Below are 21,273 nucleotides of genomic sequence, written 5' to 3'. Positions count from 1 at the left end.
GTGGCAGTTGACGGCGCTCCGCACTCTGCCTATCTGTGGAGGCATGAAACGCGATATCGGCCAGCGCAGTCGGGAAATCCTTCGCCTGGTGGTGGAAAACTACATGGCCACCGGCGAACCGATGGGTTCGCGCCTGCTGTCCAAGAAACTCGACCATAAGCTGTCGCCGGCCAGCATCCGCAACACCATGGCGGATCTGGAGGATGCCGGGCTGCTTTATGCGCCGCATACCTCGGCCGGCCGGCTGCCCACCGAAAGCGGCCTGCGGCTGTTTGTGGACGGCCTGCTGCAGATGGGCGACCTGACCACCGACGAACGCTCGGCCATCGAAAACCGCTGCGCCGCCTCGGGCCGCGGCTTCCAGGAAGTGCTGACCGAAGCCACCGCCATGCTCAGCGGCCTGTCGGGCCATGCCGGCCTGGTGGTGGCGCCCAAGGCCGATGCGCCGCTGCGCCAGGTGGAATTCGTGCCCATTGCGCCAGGCCGTGCCCTGGTGGTGATGGTGAATGATGAAGGCCATGTGGAAAACCGGGTGATCGACCTGCCGATGACCATGAATGGCCTGACGATGAACGGTTCTGCCCTGGTGGAGGCCGGCAATTTCCTGTCGCAGCGCCTGCGCGGCCGCACGATTTCCGAGGGGCGCGAGGAAATCTATGCCGAACTTTCGGCCCAACGCGCCGAGCTGGATCAACTGACCTCCAAGGTGGTGGAAGCCGGCCTGGCGGTGTGGGGCGGCGGCAATAGCGGCACCAGCGGCACCCTGATCGTGCGCGGCAGCAGCAATCTGCTGGACGATGTTTCCGCCATTGCCGATCTGGAGCGCATCCGCGCCCTGATGGAAGAGCTGGAGAATACCGAGGAGATGCTGCGCCTGATCGACCTGACCCATGGCAGTGAGGGCGTGCGCATCTTCATCGGCTCGGAAAACACCCTGTTCCGCCGTGCCGGCTGCTCGCTGATCGTGGCGCCGCTGCAGAACCAGCAGCAGCGCATCGTGGGCGCCATCGGTGTGGTGGGCCCCACCCGCATGAATTACGCCCGCCTGGTGCCGATGGTGGATTTCACCGCCCAGGTTGTGGGCCGGTTGCTGGGTTAGGCGCCAGACCCCTTTTATTTTCACCCACGGCTGCGTATATGCAGGGCCGATCCGTTTGATAGCCCATCCGTTTGAAGGCAGGGACCATGAATACCCAACCGCAAGCAACGCCCACCGACGCCCAGACCTTTTCCGATGCCGCGCTGAACACCGAAGCCGCCACCCAGAACCAGGCCGGCGAAGCGGAAATCCTGCGCGCCGAAAATGCCGAGTTGAAGGACAAGCTGCTGCGAATGGCGGCCGATACGGAAAATCTGCGCCGTCGCCTTGAGCGCGAGCGCGATGATGCAACGAAATTCGCCGCCGGAAAATTCGCCAAGGATATTCTGAGCGTGGCCGACAATCTGCGCCGGGCGCTGGAGAATGCACCCAAGGCCGAAGGCAACGAGGCGATTTCCGGCCTCACCACCGGCATCGAGGCCACCGAACGCGAATTGCTGGGCGTATTCGAGCGCCACGGCATTCAGCGGATCGACCCGCAAGGCGAAAAATTCGACCCCAACCTGCATCAGGCGATGTTCGAAGTGGAAAATCCCAACCTGGCCGCCGGCACGGTGATCCAGGTGGTGGCCTGTGGCTATGTGCAGCATGGCCGCCTGTTGCGTGCTGCCATGGTGGGGGTATCGAAAGGCGGGCCCGCCACCGCGCAACCTTCCGGCAGCGAACCCGGCGCAGCGGTAAACACCCAAGCATGAAAAGCTTGGGCCGCTGACACAAAACCGCAATCGTAGACCGATAAGACTCGCGGCCTCTGGCACTGGAGGCCGCCTTGAATATGAGCGATGGCGATCGGCTGGAAGCGATCGGCGATGTGGCCTCGACCATTCCGCCGGTGGCACCCAACCAGCGTTGCGACGAGATAGACCGCATCTTCGCGGCATCGCCCGATCTGGGCGCGCTGGCCGTGGTGGATCGTGGCCGGCCGGTGGGCCTGATCAACCGCTACGACATGATCACCCAGCTTTCGCGCGATTACGGTCGCGCGCTTTATGCCCGCAAGCCGGTGACGACGCTGATGGATCGCGCGCCGCTGATCGTGGAGCATAATCTGGGCCTGGACAGGCTGGAAACCCTGATCGCCGACGAGCATCCCAGCGCATTGCTGCGCGGCTTCATCGTCACCCGCAATGGCGCCTATCATGGCGTGGGCACCGCCTTGTCGCTGCTGCATCTCAGCCGCGTGCGCACCGAGCGTCGCAACCGGTCGCTGGAAAAAGCCCATCAGGCCGCCGAGGCTGCTTCGCAATCCAAGACCCGCTTTCTGGCCAATATGAGCCATGAATTGCGCACGCCGCTGAATGCCGTGATCGGTTTCGCCGAAGTGATGCACGAGGAACTGCACGGCCCGCTGAACAACCCGCGCTATGCCGGCTATGTGCAGGATATCCTGACCAGCGGCCAGCATCTGCTGGGCCTGATCAACAACATCCTGGACATGGCGCGGATCGAAAGCGGCGCCTGGACCATCCATCCGGTGATCACCGATCCGCTGGAAGCGATGGAGCATTGCCTGCGCATCTTCCGCAATCGCGCCGAACAGCAGGGCCTGGTGATCGTCACCCGTTTCGATCCGGCGCTTGAGGAAGGCCATGCCGATCCGCAAGCGCTGCGGCACATGATGCTGAACCTGATGTCGAATGCCGTGAAATTCACCCCGCGCGGCGGTCGGGTCGAACTGGGCACGGAAAAGCTGTCCGATGGCGGTTTCCGGCTCTGGGTGACGGATAATGGCATCGGCATCGCGCCCGAGCATATCCCGCTGGTGCTGAGTCCGTTCGGCCAGGTGGAAAACGACCTCACCCGCAAATACGATGGCACCGGCCTGGGCCTTCCGCTGGTGAAAGCCCTGGTGGAACTGCATGGCGGCAATCTGGAAATCCTCGGCCTGCCGAACCAGGGCACCACGGCGCGGCTGAGCTTTCCGCCGCCGCCGCGCGCAATCGACATCCCACCCCAGATCAGGGTTTCGTCACCCGCCTGAGCGTCAGGTTCAGCCGCCCGCCGCCTTCGAAAATGCCATCCAGCAGCCGGCTGCTGCCGGGCTGAATCCGGTCGATGCCATGAAAGGCCAACCGGTCTGCCCCCGCCAGCACCATGGCATCGCCCGAAGCCAGCCTGAACGAGCGCGTCGCTGCCTGGCGCGTGGCGCCGCCAAGCCGGAACAACCCGGTATCGCCCAACGAAAGCGACACCACCGGTGCCGTGAAATCCGCCTCGTCGCGGTCCTGATGCAAACCCATCCGGGCCTGACCACGGTACAGGTTGATCAGGCAGCATTCGGGTTCGGCCCGGTAGTCGCCGGCAAGATCGCCCCAGGCCTGCCGCAAGCTGGCTGGAATCGCCGGCCAGGGCCGCCCGGTTTCGGGGTGGCTGGTCACATAGCGGTAACCGCCCTGGGCATCGGAATACCAGCCCAGCGGGCCGGCATTGCTCATCAGCACGGAAAGCGGTTTGCCGGTCTTGGGCATGCGGGCCTGGTAAAGCGGTGCCTCCCGCAGCAGGGCGGCAATCTCGGCGGCCAGCGCCTGCTGGGCGGCCGGGTCGAGATAGCCGGGGAAAAGCCTGAAACCGCTGCTCACGTAGCCCCTCAAGGTCGGTTTTAGACGATTCCGGGCCGCCCAGACCCCGACTCGCCTCCAAAAGTAACATTTTTTTGAGCCGAGGCGTTGCGGCGCCCGTATGGCACTCTTACATACCCGTCGAAGCCAAAACCGAAAGGGGTTCGGCCCGGTGCTCATGCAATAAGAGGCCCGCCGGACTGCCTGCAATAGGAGCGTATATCATGGCCAAAGTAATCGGCATCGACCTGGGCACGACCAATTCGTGCATTGCGATCATGGACGGGAAAGCCCCGAAGGTGGTCGAGAATGCGGAAGGCGCCCGCACCACCCCCTCGATGGTGGCCTTCACCAAGGATGGTGAGCGCCTGATCGGCCAGCCCGCCAAGCGGCAGGCCGTCACCAACCCGGAAAACACCCTGTTCGCGGTGAAGCGCCTGATCGGCCGCCAGTTCCGCGACGACGCCGCCGGCCGTTTCGCCAAGATGGTCCCCTACAAGGTGGTGGCCGGCGATAACGGCGATGCCTGGGTGGAAACCGAAGGCAAGAAATACAGCCCCAGCCAGGTTTCGGCCTTCATCCTGCAGAAGATGAAGGAAACCGCCGAAGCCTTCCTGGGCGAAAAGGTGACCCAGGCGGTCATCACCGTGCCGGCCTATTTCAACGATGCCCAGCGCCAGGCCACCAAGGATGCCGGCCGCATCGCCGGCCTGGAAGTGCTGCGCATCATCAACGAACCGACCGCTGCCGCCCTGGCCTATGGCCTGGACAAGCAGGCCGACGGCAAGAAGATCGCGGTCTACGATTTGGGCGGCGGCACCTTCGACGTGTCGATCCTGGAAATCGGCGACGGCGTGTTCGAAGTGCGCTCCACCAATGGCGACACCTTCCTGGGTGGCGAAGACTTCGATCTGCGTATCGTTGAATACCTGGCAGACGAGTTCAAGAAAGAGAACGGCATCGACCTGCGCAACGACCGCCTGGCCTTGCAGCGCCTGAAGGAAGCGGCCGAGAAGGCGAAGATCGAGCTGTCGTCCTCGCAGCAGACCGAGATCAACCTGCCCTTCATCACCGCCGACCAGTCGGGCCCCAAGCATCTGGTGATGAAGCTGACCCGCGCGAAGCTGGAAGCTTTGGTCGACGACCTGATCCAGCGTTCCGTCGAGCCCTGCAAGAAGGCGCTCAAGGATGCCGCACTGTCGGCCGGCGATATCGACGAAGTGGTGCTGGTGGGCGGCATGACCCGCATGCCCAAGGTGATCGAGGTGGTGAAGAACCTGTTCGGTCGCGAGCCGCATAAGGGCGTGAACCCGGACGAAGTGGTGGCCATCGGCGCCGCCATCCAGGCCGGCGTGCTGCAGGGCGACGTGAAGGACGTGCTGCTGCTCGACGTGACCCCGCTGAGCCTCGGCATCGAAACCCTGGGCGGTGTGTTCACCAAGCTGATCGAACGCAACACCACCATCCCGACCAAGAAGAGCCAGGTCTTCTCCACCGCCGAGGACAACCAGAGCGCCGTGACGATCCGGGTGTTCCAGGGCGAGCGCGAGATGGCAGCCGACAACAAACTGCTCGGCCAGTTCGACCTGATGGGTATCCCGTCCGCCCCGCGCGGCGTGCCGCAGATCGAAGTGACCTTCGATATCGACGCCAACGGCATCGTGCATGTCTCGGCGAAGGACAAGGGCACCGGCAAGGAGCAGCAGATCCGCATCCAGGCCTCCGGCGGCCTCTCGGAAGAGGACATCAAGAAGATGGTCCGCGATGCCGAGGAGCATGCCGCCGAGGACAAGGCGCGGCGTGAATCCGCCGAGGTGAAGAACCAGGCGGAATCGCTGATCCATACCACCGAGCGCACGATTGCCGATCTGGGCGACAAGGCTCCGGCGGCCGACAAGGCCGAAACCGAAGCCGCCATCGCCGAGTTGAAAAAGGCGATCGAGGCCAATGATGCGGAAGGCATGAAGAGCCTGTCGCAGAAGCTGGCCCAGGCTTCGATGAAGCTTGGCGAGGCGCTGTACAAGGCGCAAGGCGAACAGCCCGAAGGCGAAGCCCCGCAGGCCGACCAGGGCCAAGCCGGCAGCAAGCCCGATGACGGCATCGTGGATGCCGACTTCGAGGAAGTGAAAGACGACAAGAAAAAGAAGTAAGCGCAAGCGAAAAGCCGATGGACCGGGCGCCGGATGACGGCGCCCGGTTGCATATCGGGCGGGGTGTCGGAACATGGCGACGAAGCGCGATTACTACGAGATTCTCGGTGTTGGCCGCGATGCCGGCGCGGATGAATTGAAGCGGGCTTTTCGTAAGCTCGCCATGCAATACCATCCCGATCGCAATCCAGACGATGCCGGGGCCGAGCATAAGTTCAAGGAACTGAACGAAGCCTACGACGTTCTGAAGGACGATCAGAAGCGCGCCGCCTACGATCAATACGGCCATGCCGCTTTCGAGCAGGGCATGGGCCAGCGCGGCGGCGCGGGCGGCGGCGCCGGTTTCGACTTCGGCAGCTTCTCGGATATTTTCGACGACCTGTTCGGCGAATTCATGGGCGGCGGCGGTCGGCGCGGCGGCGGCCAAAGTGCCAATCGCGGCTCCGATCTGCGCTACAATCTCGAAATCAGCCTGGAAGACGCCTTCCGCGGCAAGACCGTGCAGATCCGCGTGCCCACCTCGGCCACCTGCGAGGCCTGCGATGGCTCGGGCGGCGAAGCCGGTTCGCAGCCGGTCACCTGCAGCACCTGCAACGGCATGGGCAAAGTACGCGCCAGCCAGGGCTTCTTCACCATCGAACGCGCCTGCCCCACCTGCGGCGGTGCCGGACGGGTGATCGAACGCCCTTGCAAGATCTGCGGCGGCGCCGGCCGCGTGCATAAGGACAAGACGCTATCGGTGGATATCCCGCCCGGCGTGGATGAAGGCAACCGCATCCGCCTCACCGGCGAGGGCGAGGCCGGCATACGCGGCGGCCCGCCAGGCGATCTGTATGTTTTCCTGAGCGTGTCTCCGCACCGGATTTTCCGCCGCGAAGGCCAGCATCTGCAATGCCAGGTGCCGATCTCGATGGCATCGGCGGCGCTGGGCGGCATTGTGGAAGTGCCCACGCTGGATGGCGGCAAGGCCCGCATCACGATTCCCGAAGGCACCCAAACCGGCAAGCAATTCCGCCTGCGCGGCAAGGGCATGCCCAGCCTGGCCCAGCAGGGCCGCGGCTCCGGCCCCGGCGATCTCTATATCCAGGTGATGGTGGAAACCCCGGCCAAGCTGACCAAGCGCCAGCGCGAGCTGCTGGAAGAATTCGCCCAGATCGACGCCGAGGCCACCAGCCCGGAAAGCAGCGGCTTCTTCGCCAAGGTGAAGGAGATGCTGGGCGGCAAGGGCGATTGACCCTTCGGCATTGACCTTCCTGGCCGGCTCTGCGAAACCAGACCCTGGATTGAGCGGGAGGCCCTTATGACGGACAACACACGCATCGGCATCGTTGGTATTGGCGGCCGCATGGGCCAGGCCCTGGTGCGCGCCGTGCAGGATGCCGGCGCCGCTGCCGAACTGGCCGGCGGCACCGAACGCGCCGGCTCGGCCTTGCTGGGGCAGGATCCCGCCGTTATCGCCGGCTTGCCGCCGAGTGGACTGGCGATCCTGGAAGACCCCGCCAGGCTGTTTGCCGAATGCGACGCCGTGATCGATTTCAGCGTACCCGCCGCCCTGCCCCATCATGCGGCGCTGGCCGCCCAGGCCAAGACCGCCTATGTGGTGGGCATGACCGGGCTGGAAGACCGCCATTTCGAGGAACTCAACAAGGCCGCGCGCCATTGCACCATCGTGCAGGGCTTCAACATGAGCCTGGGCGTGAACATCGTGGCCGGCCTGGTGCGTCAGGTGGCCGCCACGTTGGGTGATGATTGGGATATCGAGATCGTGGAGATGCATCACCGCATGAAGGTGGATGCCCCCAGCGGCACCGCGATCCTATTCGGCGAACGCGCCGCCAAGGGGCGCGGCGTAGCGTTGAAGGATGTGACCGATTCGGGCCGCGACGGCATAACCGGTGCGCGCAAGAGGGGCGATATCGGCTTCGCGGCCCTGCGCGGCGGCAATGTGGCCGGCGAGCATACGGTGATCTTCGCCGCCGATAACGAGCGGATCGAAATCACCCACAAGGCCACCGACCGCAGCATCTTCGCACGCGGCGCGGTGCGCGCGGCCTTGTGGACGCGCGGCAAGGCGCCAGGCCTCTACAGCATGGACGACGTGCTCGGCCTCAACGCTTAGGCACCGCGATAACGGCATCCGCCATGGCCTGCCAGGCCGGCTTGCGCTTGAGATCGGCATCCAGCGGCAAGGGCCGTGGCGGCAAGCCATCGGGCCGTTTGTGATAGGGTTCGGTGCCGCGCACGATCCAGCTATAGCGATCCGACAGCCCCCAGGCCAGCATACCGATGAGGGCGGGGTTTTTCAGAGTCGGCGCCAGAAAGCGCTCGTATTCGGCAGCCACTTGGCGATCCCGCTCGGCAATATCGCCCGGCGCGGCGGCATCCGTTACATCGATCTCGGTGATCATCAGCTTGATGCCGAGACCGGCAACCTCATCGAGCCAACGCGCCCAGATATCGGCATTGAAGCGGGCACCGATGCGTAGATGCGCCTGAATGCCAAACACATCAACCGGCACGCCCCGGCTGCGGCAGCCACGCAGCAGGGCCAGAATCGCCTCGCGCCGGCCGGCATGCCAGGGAGTGTCGTATTCAACGCCGTAATCGTTGTAGCAGAGCAGCGCCTGCGGATCCGCCGCGCGCGCTGCATGGAACAACAGATCAATGTAGCCTGGCCCGAATTTATCGAGCAGCACTTCCCGGCGCAGACCATCCGGCCGGCCGGAGCGAAGATCCACGGCCTCGTTCAGCACATCCCAGGACTGCACCCGACCGCGGTACCGGCTGAATTTGGCCTGCACATGCTCCAGCATCAGCCGTTCGGCCTCGGCCCGATCATTGATCGCACCGAACCAATCCGGCACGCGCTTGTACCAGATGCCCGAATGGCCGCGGAAAAGCAGACCGTTGCTGGCCGCGAATTCCACCAGACGATCCAGGGCCGTGTAATCAGGTTTGCCGCGAACCGGCTCCAGCGCTGCCCATTGCGCCTCCCATTCGCTCACGATCATGCCGCATTCCTGCAACAGAGCGGCAACGAAGGCTGGATCATTGAGATGCCGGGTGGCAATGGCCGCGCCGTAAAACAGGCCCCGTATGGCAGCCATGCTGTGCAATCCGCTGGCCGGCGCCGCGGCCCCGGCATGATTGCCAAACGCCGTAACCGCGAAACAGGCGGGCAAAACGGATAGTATCTCGCGACGGGTGCGGCGCAGCATGTTGCAAACTAGCGGATATTACGCAAGACAGACAAGACAACGCAGATACCTACACCACAGCCGCTATCCTACCGCAATCTACGCAATTCTTTGGCCATGCAATTCCCCCGGAACGCGCCGGCTTGGCAAAAAAGTGAGGCCATTTTTGCCGGTTTGCTGTTGAAATTCTCTCCGAGCGCCTTACGTTAAACGTCGGTATGCTTCGGCTGCCTCCCGACAAATCAGCGCCAGGAGATTGCAGCGGATGCCGCATCACACCCCCCTTATAGCCACTATCGTCGCTGGTCTGGTGCTGGCCTTTCTGCTGGGCGCCGTAGCGGCACGGCTGCGCATTTCGCCGCTGGTGGGCTATTTGATGGCGGGTGTGGCGGTGGGGCCCTTCACCCCAGGCTTCGTGGCCGATCAGGCCCTAGCCAACGAATTGGCCGAACTGGGCGTGATCCTGCTGATGTTCGGCGTCGGCATGCATTTTTCGCTGAAAGACCTGCTGTCGGTGAAAGCCATCGCCATCCCCGGCGCCGTGGCGCAGATCGCTGTGGCAACCCTGCTGGGTATGGGCCTGGCCTGGGCGCTGGGCTGGGGCGTTGGGGCCGGCCTGGTTTTCGGCCTGGCATTGTCGGTTGCCTCCACCGTGGTGTTGCTGCGTGCCCTGCAGGAGCGCCGCATGGTGGAAAGCGAACGCGGCCGCATCGCCGTGGGCTGGCTGATCGTGGAAGATCTGGCCATGGTGCTAACCCTGGTGATGCTGCCGGCCCTGGCCGGCGTGCTGAAAAGCGCCAATGGCGATGAGGCTGGAGTCGGCGGCTCGGTGTCGATGACGGATTTCGCTGCCGCCATGGGCATAACGCTGGGCAAGGTGGCTGCATTCGTGGCGCTGATGCTGGTGGTGGGGCGCCGCGTGATCCCGATGCTGCTGCATTACATCGCCCATACCGGCTCGCGCGAATTGTTCCGCCTGGCGGTGCTGGCGATTGCGCTGGGCGTGGCCTATGGCGCTGCCGTGCTGTTCGGCGTGTCGTTCGCACTGGGCGCCTTCTTCGCCGGCATGGTGCTGGCGGAATCCGAGCTTTCGCACCGCGCGGCCGAGGAATCCCTGCCGCTGCGCGATGCCTTCGCGGTGCTGTTCTTCGTTTCCGTGGGCATGCTGTTCGATCCCACCATCCTGCTGCGCGATCCGCTGCCGGTGCTGGCCACGGTGTTCATCATCGTGATCGGCAAATCAGTGGCGGCGGCGATGATCGTGCTGGCCTTCCGCCATGCCATGGGCACCGCCATGACGATCTCGGCCAGCCTGGCGCAGATCGGCGAATTCTCCTTCATCCTGGCCGCCCTGGGCGTGAGCCTGGGCGTGTTGCCGCCCGAAGGCCGCGACCTGATCATCACCGGCGCCATCCTCTCGATATTGGTGAACCCCCTCGTCTTCCATGCCTCGGACCGGCTCACCAAGCGGCTTGAAAAAGCCAAGCCGGTGGCCGCAGTTGAGCCCGAGGAAGAGGAGGAGGAAATCCCGCCCACCGAATTGACCGATCATGCCGTGCTGGTGGGCTATGGCCGCGTAGGCAGCCTGGTTGCCCGCGGCCTGCATGCCGAAAACATGCCGCTGCTGGTGATCGAGGAGCGGCCGAAACTGGCCGAGGCCGCCCGCAAGGATGGCTTCGAGGCACTGCTGGGCAACGCCGCAGCCGCGCCGCTGATCACGGCGTCCAACATGCCGGCGGCGCGCTGGCTGTTCGTTGCCATCCCCAATGCCTTCGAAGCCGGCCAGATCGTGGAACAGGCGCGCAAGGCCGCCCCCAACCTGGAAATCGTTGCCCGCGTGCATGAGGATGCGGAAGTGGATTACCTGCGCCAGCGCGGTGCCAATCTGGTGGTGATGGGCGAGCGTGAAATCGCCCGCGGCATGCTGGAAACCGCCTTCCGGAAAAGCTTCGGCGCCGATTTCGGGTTGCGACCGGAAGCCGATGGCGATGCCAAGCCGGCGTGATCGCCGGCTACGCGGTTTCCACTTCCCGCAGGCCACTGCCCGGCGGCTGCCGCCAGCGCCATAACGCATCCTGCAAAGCATCGGCCAGGCGCAGTCTTTCCTCCGGGCTGAGAAACACGCCGATCCGTATGGCACGGCCATGGCTCCACAGCGTGAGGGCATGGCCCTCATCCTCGCCGGCGCATTCCACCCGCACCCAATAGGGTTGCAGACTGATGGCGGTTTCCTGCCCGCGCGCACTGATCCGCCGCACGATCAGGCTGTCATCGGCGAGGGTGACATATTCGCGCGCCCGGCCCTGGGCATAGGAATACCGGAAGGCCAGCCAGAGCAGCAGCACTTCCAGGCCGGCGAAACCGAAAACCGGCCAAGCCCCGGCCAGCCAGAAAGCCGCGCCGGCGCTGAGATTGACCACCGCCACCAGCCCGATCACGATGAAATAGCCGCGCCGCCCCAACGAACGGTGGGGCCGCAATTCGGCCTGAAAGAAAGGCGGGATAGCTGCGTCGGACATGGCCCGATGCTAACCGTAAAACCTTGGCCCGCAAAGCCGCTTGGCATTGACGGCACCGCCGCAGGGGGGTAACCCTTGCCGGCCTTGATTCTGGATACCCTTGCCATGCCGCCAAAAACCAACCCGCTGAAGCTGAATCCGCTGCAATTGAAAACACTCACCCTGCTACAGGCGGTGCGTGAAGTTGTGGGCGAACCGCTGGATGGCGGCGCCTTCCGGCTGGGCCGGTTGCCGCATGCCCATGGCGATCATTTCCATGTCGGCAGCGCCACGGTAAGCGGGCGCGATGCCACCGGGCTGAGCAATCAGGCGGTATGGGTGGCACTGGAGCGCAAGGGCCTGATCGCCGACCCGGCCTTTCCCCATGCCGTAACCCTGACGGCAGCCGGCAACGACTACAATACCGGCCTGGCCGACAGCATCCTGCACCGTTCGGATCATTGATGGCGCAGTCCGACATTCTCCGGCTGGATGATATCCGCGCCGCTGCCGAACGGATCGGCGGAACGCTGAAGCAGACGCCCTGCCTGCGCTCGCAAACCCTGTCGGAAATGGTCGGCGCCGAGATCTGGCTGAAGTTCGAGAATCTGCAATTCACCGCCAGCTTCAAGGAGCGCGGCGCGCTGAACAAACTGCTGCAGTTGGACGCCGATGCGCGCAAACGCGGCGTGATTGCCATGTCGGCCGGCAACCATGCCCAGGGCGTGGCCTATCACGCCAAGGGGTTGGGCATTCCGGCTACTATCGTGATGCCGTCGATCACCCCGTTCAACAAAATCCGCCATGTGCGCGGCCATGGCGCGCGCGTAGTGCTGTTCGGCGAAACCCTGGCCGAAGCCGCCACCCGCGCCCATGAAATGGCGGCCGCCGAAAATCTCACCTTCGTGCATCCCTACGACGACCTCGCCATCATGGCCGGCCAGGGCACGGTGGCGCTGGAAATGCTGCAACAGGCGCCGGAGCTGGACACATTGGTGGTGCCCGTCGGCGGCGGCGGGCTGATCGCCGGCATGGCGGTGGCCGCCCATGCGCTGAAGCCCGATCTGCAAATCTATGGCGTGGAGACCGAACTCTACACCGCGATGCATCAGCAATTGCACGACCAGCCGGTGCAGGTGGGCGGCATCAGCATCGCCGAGGGCATCAGCGTGCGCGATATCGGCAAGGCGCCCATGGCTGTGGCGCGGCAATTGGTGCGCGACGTGCTGATCGCCCGCGAGGCCGATATCGAACGTGCCATCGTGGCGCTGGCGGAAATCGAAAAGACCGTGGCAGAAGGCGCCGGCGCTTCCGGCCTGGCCGCCCTGCTGGTGCATAAAGACATGTTCAAAGGCCGCAAGGTGGGCCTGGTGATCACCGGCGGCAATATCGACACACGGCTATTGGCCAGCGTGCTGATGCGCGGCCTGGTGCGCGATGGCCGGCTGGCGCGACTGATCATCACCACCGACGACGCGCCAGGCCGGCTGGCCAAGGCTGCCGGCATCATCGGTTCTGCCGGCGTGAATATCGTGGAGGTGGCGCATCAGCGCCTGTTCACACTGGCTTCCGCCAAATCCACCGAGATCGAATTCGTGGTGGAGGCGCGTGATCGCGCCCATCTGGCTGAATTGCTCGACACCTTGGCCCAGGCCGGCCTGAATGCCCGGCTGCTCGATCCTATGGCTGCGGTTTAACGTAAAGGCAGCATTCCCGCCCGCGCGCTACCACGCTACACTTGCCGCCTATCGCGGGAGGAAAACATCATGCGCGCAGCAAACAAAGTGGCCCTGATCACGGGCGGTGCATCCGGCCTGGGCAAAGCCACGGCCTTCATGCTGGCGCGCGAAGGCGCCAAGGTGGCGGTGACCGACCGCAACCTCAAGGGAGCGCGCGAGGTGGCCGAAGAAATCGGCAAGAATGCCATCGCGCTCGACCTCGACGTGACCAACGAACAGCAATGGATCGCCGCCCTGGATACAACCGTGGCGGCGTTCGGCAAGCTGAATGTGATGGTGCATTCGGCAGGCGTGGGCGTGCTGAAGAATGTGGAGGATATCAGCGTGGAGGAATGGCGCTTCGTGCATGGCGTCAATCTCGACGGCCCCTTCCTCGGTATCAAGCACGGCCTCTCCCGCATGCGGCCCCATGCGCCGGGCTCGATCATCATCATCTCATCGGTTTCCGGCATCATCGCCGGCCATAACATGTCGGCCTACAACACCTCCAAGGCCGGCGCCCGGATGCTGGCCAAAACCACCGCCCTGCATTGCGCCAAGCGCGGCTACGACATCCGCTGCAATTCGGTGCACCCCACCTTCATCGACACACCGATGGTGCAATCCATGATCCTGTCGGGCGGCGATCCGGCGCAAGTGCGCAAGAAGCTGGAATCCCAGGTGCCGCTGGGCCGGCTGGGCGAGCCCGACGACGTGGCCAATTGCATCCTGTATCTCGCCTCCGATGAGTCGAAATTCGTTACCGGCACTGAATTCGTGCTGGATGGCGGCATCACGGCCCAGTGAACACAGGCCAGAAGGCAAATCACCGCTGGAAATATTAACCCTTCCGGGTTTATGCTGAATCCGTTGCTAGGCGCCTCCCCGCCTGCCGCAATGTTCGGATATTACCGGCATGAATGCTGCCCCGGGCAAATTGCCCGTGTTGATCGTGGTGCACCAGGAAACCTCCAATCCCGGCAGGATTGGCGAGGAACTGCGGCATATGGGCCATGAGCTGGATATCCGCCGCCCCTGCATGGGCCATGATCTGCCCAAGGACATGAGCGGCCATGCCGCAGCGGTGGTGTTCGGCGGACCGATGAGCGCCAACGACGACCATCTGGATTTCATCCGCCGCGAGCTGGACTGGATTCCCCAGGCCGTGGCCAGCGGCAAGCCCTATCTGGGGGTTTGCCTGGGCGCGCAATTGCTGGCCCGGGCCGGCGGCGCCCGGGTGGCCCCGCATCGCGATGGCTGGCATGAGATCGGCTATTATCCGCTGCGCGCCACCAGCGCCGGCCGCAGCCTGTTCCCCGACAAGCTGCATGTCTACCAATGGCATGGCGAGGGCTTCGAATTGCCGCGTGGAGCCCAGCATCTTGCGCGCGGTCGGCATTTCCCCAATCAGGCCATGCGAGTGGGCGACAATGCCTATGGCATCCAGTTCCACCCCGAAGTGACCGGCGCGATCATGCGCATCTGGTCGGCCAAGGCGGCCCATCGCATGGGCCTGCCCGGCGCCCAGGCGCGCGACCAGCATCTGAGCGGCCATGCCAAATACGATGCCGATATCGCCACCTGGCTGCGCGGCTTCCTGAAGCATTGGCTGAAACAGCCGTCCGCTCTGGACATGCCGCTGACGGAAGCCGCCGACTAAAACTTCTCCAGCACCGCGACGAAAAAGCCATCGGTGCCATTGCGGCCCGGGCTAAGCCGCAAAGTGGGCAGATGGGTTGGGCAGCCACCGCCCACACTGCGCGCCCAGATACCAGGCACCGGCAGAATGCGGAAATCGCTGTGGCGCTGCCGGAATGCAGTGATCTGGTCTTCATTCTCCTCGGTGAGCACCGAACAGGTGACGTAGATCAGCCGTCCGCCTGGCACCACCAGCTTGGCGGCACGATCCAGAATCTCGGCCTGCTTGGCACGCAGCTCCTGCACATCGCTTTCGGTGAGGCGCCAGCGCGCATCAGGCTTGCGCCTCCAGGTGCCGGTACCGCTGCATGGCGCATCCACCAGCACGCGATCCGCCTTGCCGGCATGGCGCTTCAGCCATTTGGCTTCAAGCACGCGGCATTCGGCATTATGTACGCCGGCGCGGCGCAGCCGCAGCTTGGCGCGCGCCAGGCGCTTCTCGCTCACATCGCAGGCCACCAAACGGCCGACATTGCCCATCGCCGCACCGATCGCCAGGGATTTGCCGCCGGCACCGGCGCAGAAATCAACCACCATCTTGCAGCCGGCTGCTTCTACCAGCAAAGCTGCGATTTGCGAGCCTTCATCCTGCGGCTCGACCAGGCCTTCGCCATAGGCCGCGCCATCATTCACATAGGCATTCGGCCCCAGGCGCAGACCGACCGGCGAAAGCGGCGTGGGCTGCACGCGCTGCTGTTCGGCGGTGAGAGCCGCCAGGGCCGCTTCGCGGGTGGTTTTCAACGTATTCACGCGCAGATCAAGCGGCGCCGGACGCAGCATGGCGGCCAGCTCCAATTCCAGATCGGCGCCGAAACGCTCGGTGAAACGCGGTTCGATCCAATCCGGGATATTGAACCGCACCGCCAGGGGCATCTCGGGATGCTCCAGCGTATGGCCGCCCAACCGGCGCAACGCCTTGTCGAAATCCGACTCCTCGCCGAGTTCCAGCATCTCGCGCATGCCGTCGGGCTTGCTGCCATCCTGCAAAATCTTCAACGCAGCAATGCGCAGGCCGGCATCCTGATCCGCCTCGGCAATGCCTGCGCGGCTGAGCCACCATTGCAGCCGGGCACGCTGGCGCAATGCATCCATCGCCATCTGCACCAGAGCCGACCGCTCGCGTGCATCGAAGCGGCGATGATTGGCCTTCATCCAACCAAACAATGTGCGGTCGGCAGGCTCGGCCTTGGATTCCATGGCACGCAGCAAGGCAATGGCGCCGCGCAACACAATGCGGTTCGAACCGGGCTTGCGCTCGATCTGCGGGCGCGGCTGTTCGTGCCGCTGCTGAGTGTGATTCTGCGGCCGAGGACCGCGTTGCGGCCTGTCGTCGCGGCCTTCCGGGCGCTGCGGTCGTTCCGGGTGGTACGGCCGTTCCGGGCGCTGGCGGTTCTCGTCACGCTGGGGCCGATCAGAACGCTGGGGCCGATCAGAGCGCTGGGGCCGGGTATCGCGTTGCGGACGCTCTGAACGATGCGGACGCTCTGGCCGCTCGGAACGCTCGGCACGATACGGGCGTTCGTCGCGCTGCGGCCTATCATCACGCTGGGAACGATCCGGGCGCTGGGGACGATCAGGGCGATGCGGACGCTCGGAATACTGCGGGCGATCAGACCGGGCCGGCCTTTCGGCACGGGGGGCGCCATCGCTGTGCCGAGGACGATCCGAATGCCGTGGGCGCTCCGAATGCTGGGGGCGCTCCGAATGCTGGGGACGCTCCGAATGCTGGGGACGATCCGAACGCGAGGGCTTACCCACATAGGGCTTGCCATCACGTGGCCTATCACTGCGCGGCTTATCTGTGCGCGGCCTATCACTGCGCGGCTTGTCACTGCGTGGCTTGTCGCCATACGGCCGGTCGCTGCGCGGCTTCTCGCTGCGGGAGCCGGCCTCTGCCTTGCGGCCGGCATCGCGGAAACCGCCGGATGATTTATGCGGGCCGCTGGACTTGTGTGCAGCAGAGGATTTGCGGGGTCCGCCGGCTTTGTGCGGCGGCCTTTGAGGGGGGCGGGTGGATTTCATCGGCGGACCATAGGGCGGATCGCCCCTGCCGGGAAGCCTCGGGGAGCGAAACACCGCCCCCCAGAACCACAGCCTAACCGAAGCGGCTGTTGCGCATGTTTACCTTCAATTTGAGGTCTGCCAGCGCCACATCCAGCACATTGATGCTTTTCTTCACATCTTCGAGGTCTTTGCGGGTCTCGGTCAGATCCTTGCGCAATTCGGCAAGCTGGCCATCGAAGCCATGGTTGATGCGCTGGGCCTCGTTGAGGCTTTTCACCACGCCATCCATCTGCCGCTCGGCCATACTTACCCTTGCCTCAAGGGTTTGGCGCAATTGGCTGATCCGCACCTCGAAATTGCCGAGATGCAGCAACAGCCAGGCACCGGCCCAGAACAGCACGATGCCGCCACCCAGAATGATCAGCCAGTCGCTCATGGAGTTCTCCCCAGACGTCTAATTTCCGGTCGATCTTTGACCGCAGGATACAGGACGACAGCGATAACCGGCAATAACTCAAATGGATTACCACGGATTAGATTGTGGCAAAATGCACCTTTTTCAATGGGTTATAGCCGATGCCATAAGCCAGGGCGGCAGGCCGGTCGATATCCCAGAAGGCCAGGTCGGCGCGTTTGCCAACCGCCAGGCTGCCGCAGCTATCCGCCAGCCCCAGTGCCCGGGCGGCATGGATCGTGGCGCCGGCCAGGGCCTCTTCCGGGGTGAGCCTGAACAGCGTGCAGGCCATGTTCAGCATCAGCAGGATCGACGTGACCGGCGAGGTGCCGGGATTGCAATCGGTGGAAATCGCCATCGGCACGCCATGCTGGCGCAGCGCCGCGATGGGCGGCAGCCGGGTTTCGCGCAAGGCATAGAAGGCGCCGGGCAGCAGCACCGCCACGGTGCCGCTTTTGGCCATGGCGGCCACCCCGTCCTCGCTCAGATATTCCAGATGATCGGCAGACAGCGCGCCGAAGCTGGCGGCCAGCGCCGCGCCGCCCTGATCGCTCAATTGCTCGGCATGCAGCTTTACCGGCAGGCCATGGCGCCGGGCCGCCTCGAATACCCGCCGGGTCTGCGCCGGGCTGAAGGCGATGTTTTCGCAGAAAGCGTCCACCGCATCGGCCAGGCCAGCCAGGGCAGCCGCCGGGATGATGCTGTCGCAGACCAGATCGATATAGCCATCGGCATCCTGGGCGAATTCCGGCGGCACGGCATGGGCGGCCAGCAAAGTGGTGCGGATCTGCACCGGATGGCTCTGGCCCAGGCGGCGGGCCACGCGCAGGCATTTCAATTCATCGGCCAGATTGAGGCCATAGCCGGATTTGATTTCCAGCGTGGTGATGCCCTCGGCCATCAGGGCACGCAGGCGCTTGCCGCTCTGCTCCAGCAGAATGTCTTCGCTGGCGGCACGGGTGGCGGCAACGGTGGAGCGGATGCCGCCGCCTGCGCGAGAGATTTCTTCATAGCTTGCGCCCTGCAGACGCAATTCGAATTCATGGGCGCGGCTGCCGGCATAAACCAGATGGGTGTGGCAATCCACCAGCCCGGGCGTAACCCAGCCGCCGCCGATTTCATGGATCTGCGTATGGGCGCCGATATGCTGACGCGGCAAATCCTTCGCCGGGCCGATCCAGGCGATGCGGCCCTGCTTTTCCGCCAATGCGCCATCCTTGATGACGCCGAAAGGCGCGGCATCGGCCTGCGGCGCCATGGTGGCGAAATCCGCCCCAAGCCAGATCGCATCGAAATCATTCGCCATGCCGGCCATCGCTTTCCTGCCGCTCCGGTTTCTGCCAACGTATATACACATCTTCAGTAGGACTCGTCATGCGTCGCTTCTTGTTGCCGCTGGCCCGCCTGGAAACCGGTTGGGCCGAAAATGTGCTGGTTGAAGTGGATGCCGAAGGCATCATCGCCAGCTTGCAAGCCAATGCCGCGGATCAGACCGGCATGCTGCGCCTGCCCGGCCCCGTGCTGCCCGGCATGGCCAATCTGCACAGCCATGCCTTTCAACGCGCCATGGCCGGCATGGCCGAAACCGCAGGGCCGGAGAAGGACAGTTTCTGGACCTGGCGCGAGGCGATGTATCGCTTCGCACTGGCTGTGCGGCCAGAAGACCTGGAAGCCATTTCGGCGCAGCTTTATGCCGAATTGCTCTGCCGGGGCTATACGGCTGTGGGCGAATTCCATTACCTGCATCACCGGCCCGATGGCGGCCGCTATGATGATCGAGCCGAGCTGAGCTGGCGCATCCTGGCCGGCGCCGAGATTGCCGGCATCGCGCTGACCCATCTGCCGGTGCTGTATGCCCATAGCGGTTTCGGCGGCCGGGCCGCTCTGCCGCGCCAGAGCCGCTTCCTGCACGACCTGGACGGCTTTGCCGCCATGCTGGACAAGCTGGGCCCGGCCTTCGCCAAACGGCCCGACCGGCGACTGGGCATGGCGCCGCATTCGCTGCGCGCGGTGACGCCGGAGATGCTGAAAGCAATGCCCGATCTGCTGCCCGAAGGCGCGCCGATCCATATCCATATCGCCGAGCAGACAGCGGAAGTAGAAGAATGCATCGCCTGGAGCGGCCAGCGCCCGGTGCAATGGCTGCTGGATGCCATGCCGGTGAACGCGGCCTGGTGCCTGGTGCATGCCACGCATATGGATGCCGACGAAATACGCCGCCTGGCCGCAAGCGCGGCAGTGGCGGGCCTATGCCCCACCACGGAAGCCAATCTGGGCGATGGCTTGTTTCCCGCGCCGGAATATCTGGCGGCCGGCGGCGCTTTCGGCATTGGATCGGACAGCCATGTCAGCAGCGATCCAGCCGAGGAATTGCGCCTGCTGGAATACGGCCAGCGGCTGACCACGCGGCAACGCAACGTGCTGGCGGGCGGACCCGGCGGTTCCACCGGCCAGCGCCTGTTCGATGCCGCGCGCAAAGGCGGCGCCCAGGCCCTGGGCCAGAAGATGGGCCTGCTGGCGCCAGGCTATCGCGCCGATTTCGTGGTGCTGGACCATGATGCCCCCAGCCTGTTCGGCAAACGCGGGGATGCCTTGCTGGATGGCTGGATATTCGGCGGCGGCGACAACCCGGTGCGCGAGGTTTATGTGCGCGGCCGCCGCATGGTGAGCGAAGGCCGCCATATCCGCGCCGATGAAATCGCCCGCAACTACCGGGCCGCGCTGAAGGGCATGGCGGCGCTTATTTAGCGCCCGCTATCTGGCAGCGAGAAAATCCAGCGCGCCGTCGCCGGCGCAGAAATCGATCAGCCGGCGCATGAAATCTTCGCCCGCCGCCACCTGCGACAGCTCGATATATTCGTCGGGCTTATGCGCCTCGCGGATATTGCCAGGGCCGCAAACCACGGTGGGAATATCCGCCAGGCCGAAAATACCCGCCTCGGTGCCGTAAGACACGGCATAGGTATTGTTCTGCCCGGCAAGCCGCAGGGCAAGCTGCTCGGCCTTGTTATCGGCCGGCGGCAGGAAGGGCGGCACATGCGCCACGATATCGGTATTCACCGCCGCGCCGGCATGAATGCGCTGCATCGCCGGCAGCATCTGCTGGGCCACGAAGCGGTTGAAGGCATCCACCACTTCAAGATCATGTTCGGGCCGCACCGCACGCACATCCCATTGGAAATGGCATTCCTTGGCCAGGATATTGCGCGCCGTGCCGCCATGAATCTGGCCCACGGTGATGGTGGTATAGGGCGGCTCGAAGCGCGATTCGGTATTTTCCGGCTGCTGATATACGCGTTGCAGGCGGTTCAGTTCGGCGATCATCTCGGCAGCATATTGAATGGCATTCACGCCTTGATGGGTGGCGCTGGAATGCGCTTCCAGGCCATGCACCGAGGTGTTGCAGGCACAGACGCTTTTATGCGCGTTCACCACCTGCATTTCGGTGGGTTCGCCCACAATCGCCAAGGCCGGGCGCGGCCCGCCAGTCTTGATGAAATCGACAATGCCGTGCACGCCCAGGCAACCGATTTCCTCATCATAGGAAAACGCGAAATGCAACGGCACACGCAGCGGGCGCGCCAGCATCTCGGGCAGCAGCGCCAGCGCAATGGCAATGAAGCTTTTCATATCCGAGGTGCCGCGGCCATAAAGCCGGCCCGCACGCTCCACCACGCGGAAGGGATCGGAGGACCAATCCTGGCCATCCACCGGCACAACGTCGGTATGGCCCGAAAGGATGATGCCGCCGCGTTCGCGCGGGCCGATCGTGGCATAGAGATTGGCCTTGCCGCCGGTGGCATCGTAAATCTTTTGCGATGCCACGCCATGGCTGGCCAGATATTCGGCCACATGATCGATCAGGGCGAGGTTTGAATCGCGGCTGGTGGTATCGAA

At 64.3% G+C, this 21,273-nt stretch carries 19 protein-coding genes; 12 read left to right on the top strand and 7 right to left on the bottom strand.

The window, feature by feature from the left end:
- Positions 1-43 precede the first annotated feature (43 nt).
- The 3 genes from hrcA (at position 44) to KF827_RS11735 (ending at position 3,080) form a co-directional block, all read left to right on the top strand.
- Entirely contained in the window at positions 44-1,099 is a 1,056-nt protein-coding gene (gene hrcA / locus KF827_RS11745; protein WP_291005372.1) for a heat-inducible transcriptional repressor HrcA, read from the top strand.
- An 86-nt stretch (positions 1,100-1,185) separates the two neighbouring features.
- Positions 1,186-1,794: a nucleotide exchange factor GrpE gene (gene grpE, locus KF827_RS11740; protein WP_291005370.1), complete on the top strand. Its 609-nt coding sequence runs from the start codon at positions 1,186-1,188 to the stop codon at positions 1,792-1,794.
- An 80-nt stretch (positions 1,795-1,874) separates the two neighbouring features.
- Positions 1,875-3,080, top strand: coding sequence for a HAMP domain-containing sensor histidine kinase (locus KF827_RS11735; RefSeq protein ID WP_291005368.1), 1,206 nt, complete (start codon positions 1,875-1,877; stop codon positions 3,078-3,080).
- Here KF827_RS11735 and KF827_RS11730 read toward each other — a convergent pair.
- Positions 3,058-3,678, bottom strand: a complete 621-nt coding sequence (locus tag KF827_RS11730; protein WP_291005365.1) for an alpha-ketoglutarate-dependent dioxygenase AlkB — start codon at positions 3,676-3,678, stop codon at positions 3,058-3,060. The two genes, KF827_RS11735 and KF827_RS11730, sit on opposite strands and share 23 nt — an antisense overlap.
- 203 nt (positions 3,679-3,881) lie before the next feature.
- On the opposite strand from KF827_RS11730, the gene dnaK reads away from it, so the two are divergent.
- From dnaK to dapB, 3 genes are all read left to right on the top strand, one after another.
- The gene (dnaK, locus tag KF827_RS11725; RefSeq protein WP_291005362.1) at positions 3,882-5,807 is read left to right on the top strand and encodes a molecular chaperone DnaK; all 1,926 of its coding nucleotides are present in this window, start codon (positions 3,882-3,884) and stop codon (positions 5,805-5,807) included.
- A gap of 73 nt (positions 5,808-5,880) precedes the next feature.
- Complete coding sequence (dnaJ, locus tag KF827_RS11720) at positions 5,881-7,041, top strand: molecular chaperone DnaJ (RefSeq protein ID WP_291005360.1); 1,161 nt, start codon at positions 5,881-5,883, stop codon at positions 7,039-7,041.
- 66 nt (positions 7,042-7,107) lie between these two features.
- Entirely contained in the window at positions 7,108-7,926 is an 819-nt protein-coding gene (gene dapB, locus KF827_RS11715; RefSeq protein WP_291005357.1) for a 4-hydroxy-tetrahydrodipicolinate reductase, read from the top strand.
- Here dapB and KF827_RS11710 read toward each other — a convergent pair.
- Positions 7,916-8,914, bottom strand: coding sequence for an endo-1,4-beta-xylanase (locus KF827_RS11710; protein WP_291005354.1), 999 nt, complete (start codon positions 8,912-8,914; stop codon positions 7,916-7,918). The two genes, dapB and KF827_RS11710, sit on opposite strands and share 11 nt — an antisense overlap.
- A 355-nt stretch (positions 8,915-9,269) precedes the next feature.
- On the opposite strand from KF827_RS11710, the gene ybaL reads away from it, so the two are divergent.
- On the top strand, positions 9,270-11,009 hold the full coding sequence (gene ybaL / locus KF827_RS11705) for a YbaL family putative K(+) efflux transporter (protein WP_291005351.1): 1,740 nt from the start codon (positions 9,270-9,272) through the stop codon (positions 11,007-11,009).
- A gap of 7 nt (positions 11,010-11,016) precedes the next feature.
- Here ybaL and KF827_RS11700 read toward each other — a convergent pair whose 3' ends face one another.
- On the bottom strand, positions 11,017-11,523 hold the full coding sequence (locus KF827_RS11700) for a DUF2244 domain-containing protein (protein WP_291005348.1): 507 nt from the start codon (positions 11,521-11,523) through the stop codon (positions 11,017-11,019).
- A gap of 105 nt (positions 11,524-11,628) precedes the next feature.
- On the opposite strand from KF827_RS11700, the gene KF827_RS11695 reads away from it, so the two are divergent.
- From KF827_RS11695 to KF827_RS11680, 4 genes are all read left to right on the top strand, one after another.
- On the top strand, positions 11,629-11,967 hold the full coding sequence (locus KF827_RS11695; RefSeq protein ID WP_291005444.1) for a hypothetical protein: 339 nt from the start codon (positions 11,629-11,631) through the stop codon (positions 11,965-11,967).
- Positions 11,967-13,199 (top strand): threonine ammonia-lyase, encoded by a 1,233-nt coding sequence (locus KF827_RS11690; RefSeq protein WP_291005345.1) that lies wholly within the window; start codon positions 11,967-11,969, stop codon positions 13,197-13,199. Before KF827_RS11695 ends, KF827_RS11690 begins: the two co-directional genes overlap by 1 nt.
- 69 nt (positions 13,200-13,268) lie before the next feature.
- Positions 13,269-14,027 carry a glucose 1-dehydrogenase gene (locus KF827_RS11685; protein ID WP_291005342.1) on the top strand — a complete coding sequence of 253 codons (759 nt, stop codon included), beginning with the start codon at positions 13,269-13,271 and terminating at the stop codon, positions 14,025-14,027.
- 109 nt (positions 14,028-14,136) lie between these two features.
- The gene (locus tag KF827_RS11680) at positions 14,137-14,880 is read left to right on the top strand and encodes a glutamine amidotransferase (RefSeq protein ID WP_291005339.1); all 744 of its coding nucleotides are present in this window, start codon (positions 14,137-14,139) and stop codon (positions 14,878-14,880) included.
- On the opposite strand, the gene KF827_RS11675 is transcribed toward KF827_RS11680, so the two are convergent.
- The 3 genes from KF827_RS11675 to hutI all read right to left on the bottom strand — a co-directional run bounded on the left by KF827_RS11675 (position 14,877) and on the right by hutI (position 18,682).
- Positions 14,877-16,148, bottom strand: a complete 1,272-nt coding sequence (locus KF827_RS11675; protein ID WP_291005336.1) for an RsmB/NOP family class I SAM-dependent RNA methyltransferase — start codon at positions 16,146-16,148, stop codon at positions 14,877-14,879. The two genes, KF827_RS11680 and KF827_RS11675, sit on opposite strands and share 4 nt — an antisense overlap.
- Before the next feature lie 865 nt (positions 16,149-17,013).
- Complete coding sequence (locus KF827_RS11670) at positions 17,014-17,358, bottom strand: hypothetical protein (protein WP_291005333.1); 345 nt, start codon at positions 17,356-17,358, stop codon at positions 17,014-17,016.
- Positions 17,359-17,455: 97 nt separating this feature from the next.
- Positions 17,456-18,682 carry an imidazolonepropionase gene (hutI, locus tag KF827_RS11665; protein WP_291005330.1) on the bottom strand — a complete coding sequence of 409 codons (1,227 nt, stop codon included), beginning with the start codon at positions 18,680-18,682 and terminating at the stop codon, positions 17,456-17,458.
- 68 nt (positions 18,683-18,750) lie between these two features.
- On the opposite strand from hutI, the gene KF827_RS11660 reads away from it, so the two are divergent.
- Positions 18,751-20,124 (top strand): formimidoylglutamate deiminase, encoded by a 1,374-nt coding sequence (locus tag KF827_RS11660; RefSeq protein WP_291005327.1) that lies wholly within the window; start codon positions 18,751-18,753, stop codon positions 20,122-20,124.
- Positions 20,125-20,130: 6 nt separating this feature from the next.
- Here KF827_RS11660 and argE read toward each other — a convergent pair.
- Positions 20,131-21,273 (bottom strand): acetylornithine deacetylase (gene argE / locus KF827_RS11655; RefSeq protein WP_291005325.1); only part of this gene is annotated, 1,143 nt, incomplete at its 5' end.

It is taken from the genome of Ferrovibrio sp. (genome assembly GCF_019636075.1).
GTDB lineage: Bacteria > Pseudomonadota > Alphaproteobacteria > Ferrovibrionales > Ferrovibrionaceae > Ferrovibrio.
Note: the sequence above shows the minus strand (reverse complement) of the source record. Positions and strands in the feature narration are given on the sequence as shown.

What these genes read in the sequence shown, in the direction of transcription:
- dnaK (WP_291005362.1), top strand. Translation starts at nt 3,882, where the DNA reads ATGGCCAAAGTAATCGGCATCGACCTGGGCACGACCAATTCGTGCATT.
- KF827_RS11670 (WP_291005333.1), bottom strand. Translation starts at nt 17,358, where the DNA reads ATGAGCGACTGGCTGATCATTCTGGGTGGCGGCATCGTGCTGTTCTGG.
- hutI (WP_291005330.1), bottom strand. Translation starts at nt 18,682, where the DNA reads ATGGCGAATGATTTCGATGCGATCTGGCTTGGGGCGGATTTCGCCACC.
- hrcA (WP_291005372.1), top strand. Translation starts at nt 44, where the DNA reads ATGAAACGCGATATCGGCCAGCGCAGTCGGGAAATCCTTCGCCTGGTG.
- KF827_RS11735 (WP_291005368.1), top strand. Translation starts at nt 1,875, where the DNA reads ATGAGCGATGGCGATCGGCTGGAAGCGATCGGCGATGTGGCCTCGACC.
- grpE (WP_291005370.1), top strand. Translation starts at nt 1,186, where the DNA reads ATGAATACCCAACCGCAAGCAACGCCCACCGACGCCCAGACCTTTTCC.
- ybaL (WP_291005351.1), top strand. Translation starts at nt 9,270, where the DNA reads ATGCCGCATCACACCCCCCTTATAGCCACTATCGTCGCTGGTCTGGTG.
- KF827_RS11690 (WP_291005345.1), top strand. Translation starts at nt 11,967, where the DNA reads ATGGCGCAGTCCGACATTCTCCGGCTGGATGATATCCGCGCCGCTGCC.
- KF827_RS11695 (WP_291005444.1), top strand. Translation starts at nt 11,629, where the DNA reads ATGCCGCCAAAAACCAACCCGCTGAAGCTGAATCCGCTGCAATTGAAA.
- KF827_RS11680 (WP_291005339.1), top strand. Translation starts at nt 14,137, where the DNA reads ATGAATGCTGCCCCGGGCAAATTGCCCGTGTTGATCGTGGTGCACCAG.
- KF827_RS11710 (WP_291005354.1), bottom strand. Translation starts at nt 8,914, where the DNA reads ATGGCTGCCATACGGGGCCTGTTTTACGGCGCGGCCATTGCCACCCGG.
- KF827_RS11660 (WP_291005327.1), top strand. Translation starts at nt 18,751, where the DNA reads ATGCGTCGCTTCTTGTTGCCGCTGGCCCGCCTGGAAACCGGTTGGGCC.
- KF827_RS11700 (WP_291005348.1), bottom strand. Translation starts at nt 11,523, where the DNA reads ATGTCCGACGCAGCTATCCCGCCTTTCTTTCAGGCCGAATTGCGGCCC.
- dapB (WP_291005357.1), top strand. Translation starts at nt 7,108, where the DNA reads ATGACGGACAACACACGCATCGGCATCGTTGGTATTGGCGGCCGCATG.
- KF827_RS11685 (WP_291005342.1), top strand. Translation starts at nt 13,269, where the DNA reads ATGCGCGCAGCAAACAAAGTGGCCCTGATCACGGGCGGTGCATCCGGC.
- dnaJ (WP_291005360.1), top strand. Translation starts at nt 5,881, where the DNA reads ATGGCGACGAAGCGCGATTACTACGAGATTCTCGGTGTTGGCCGCGAT.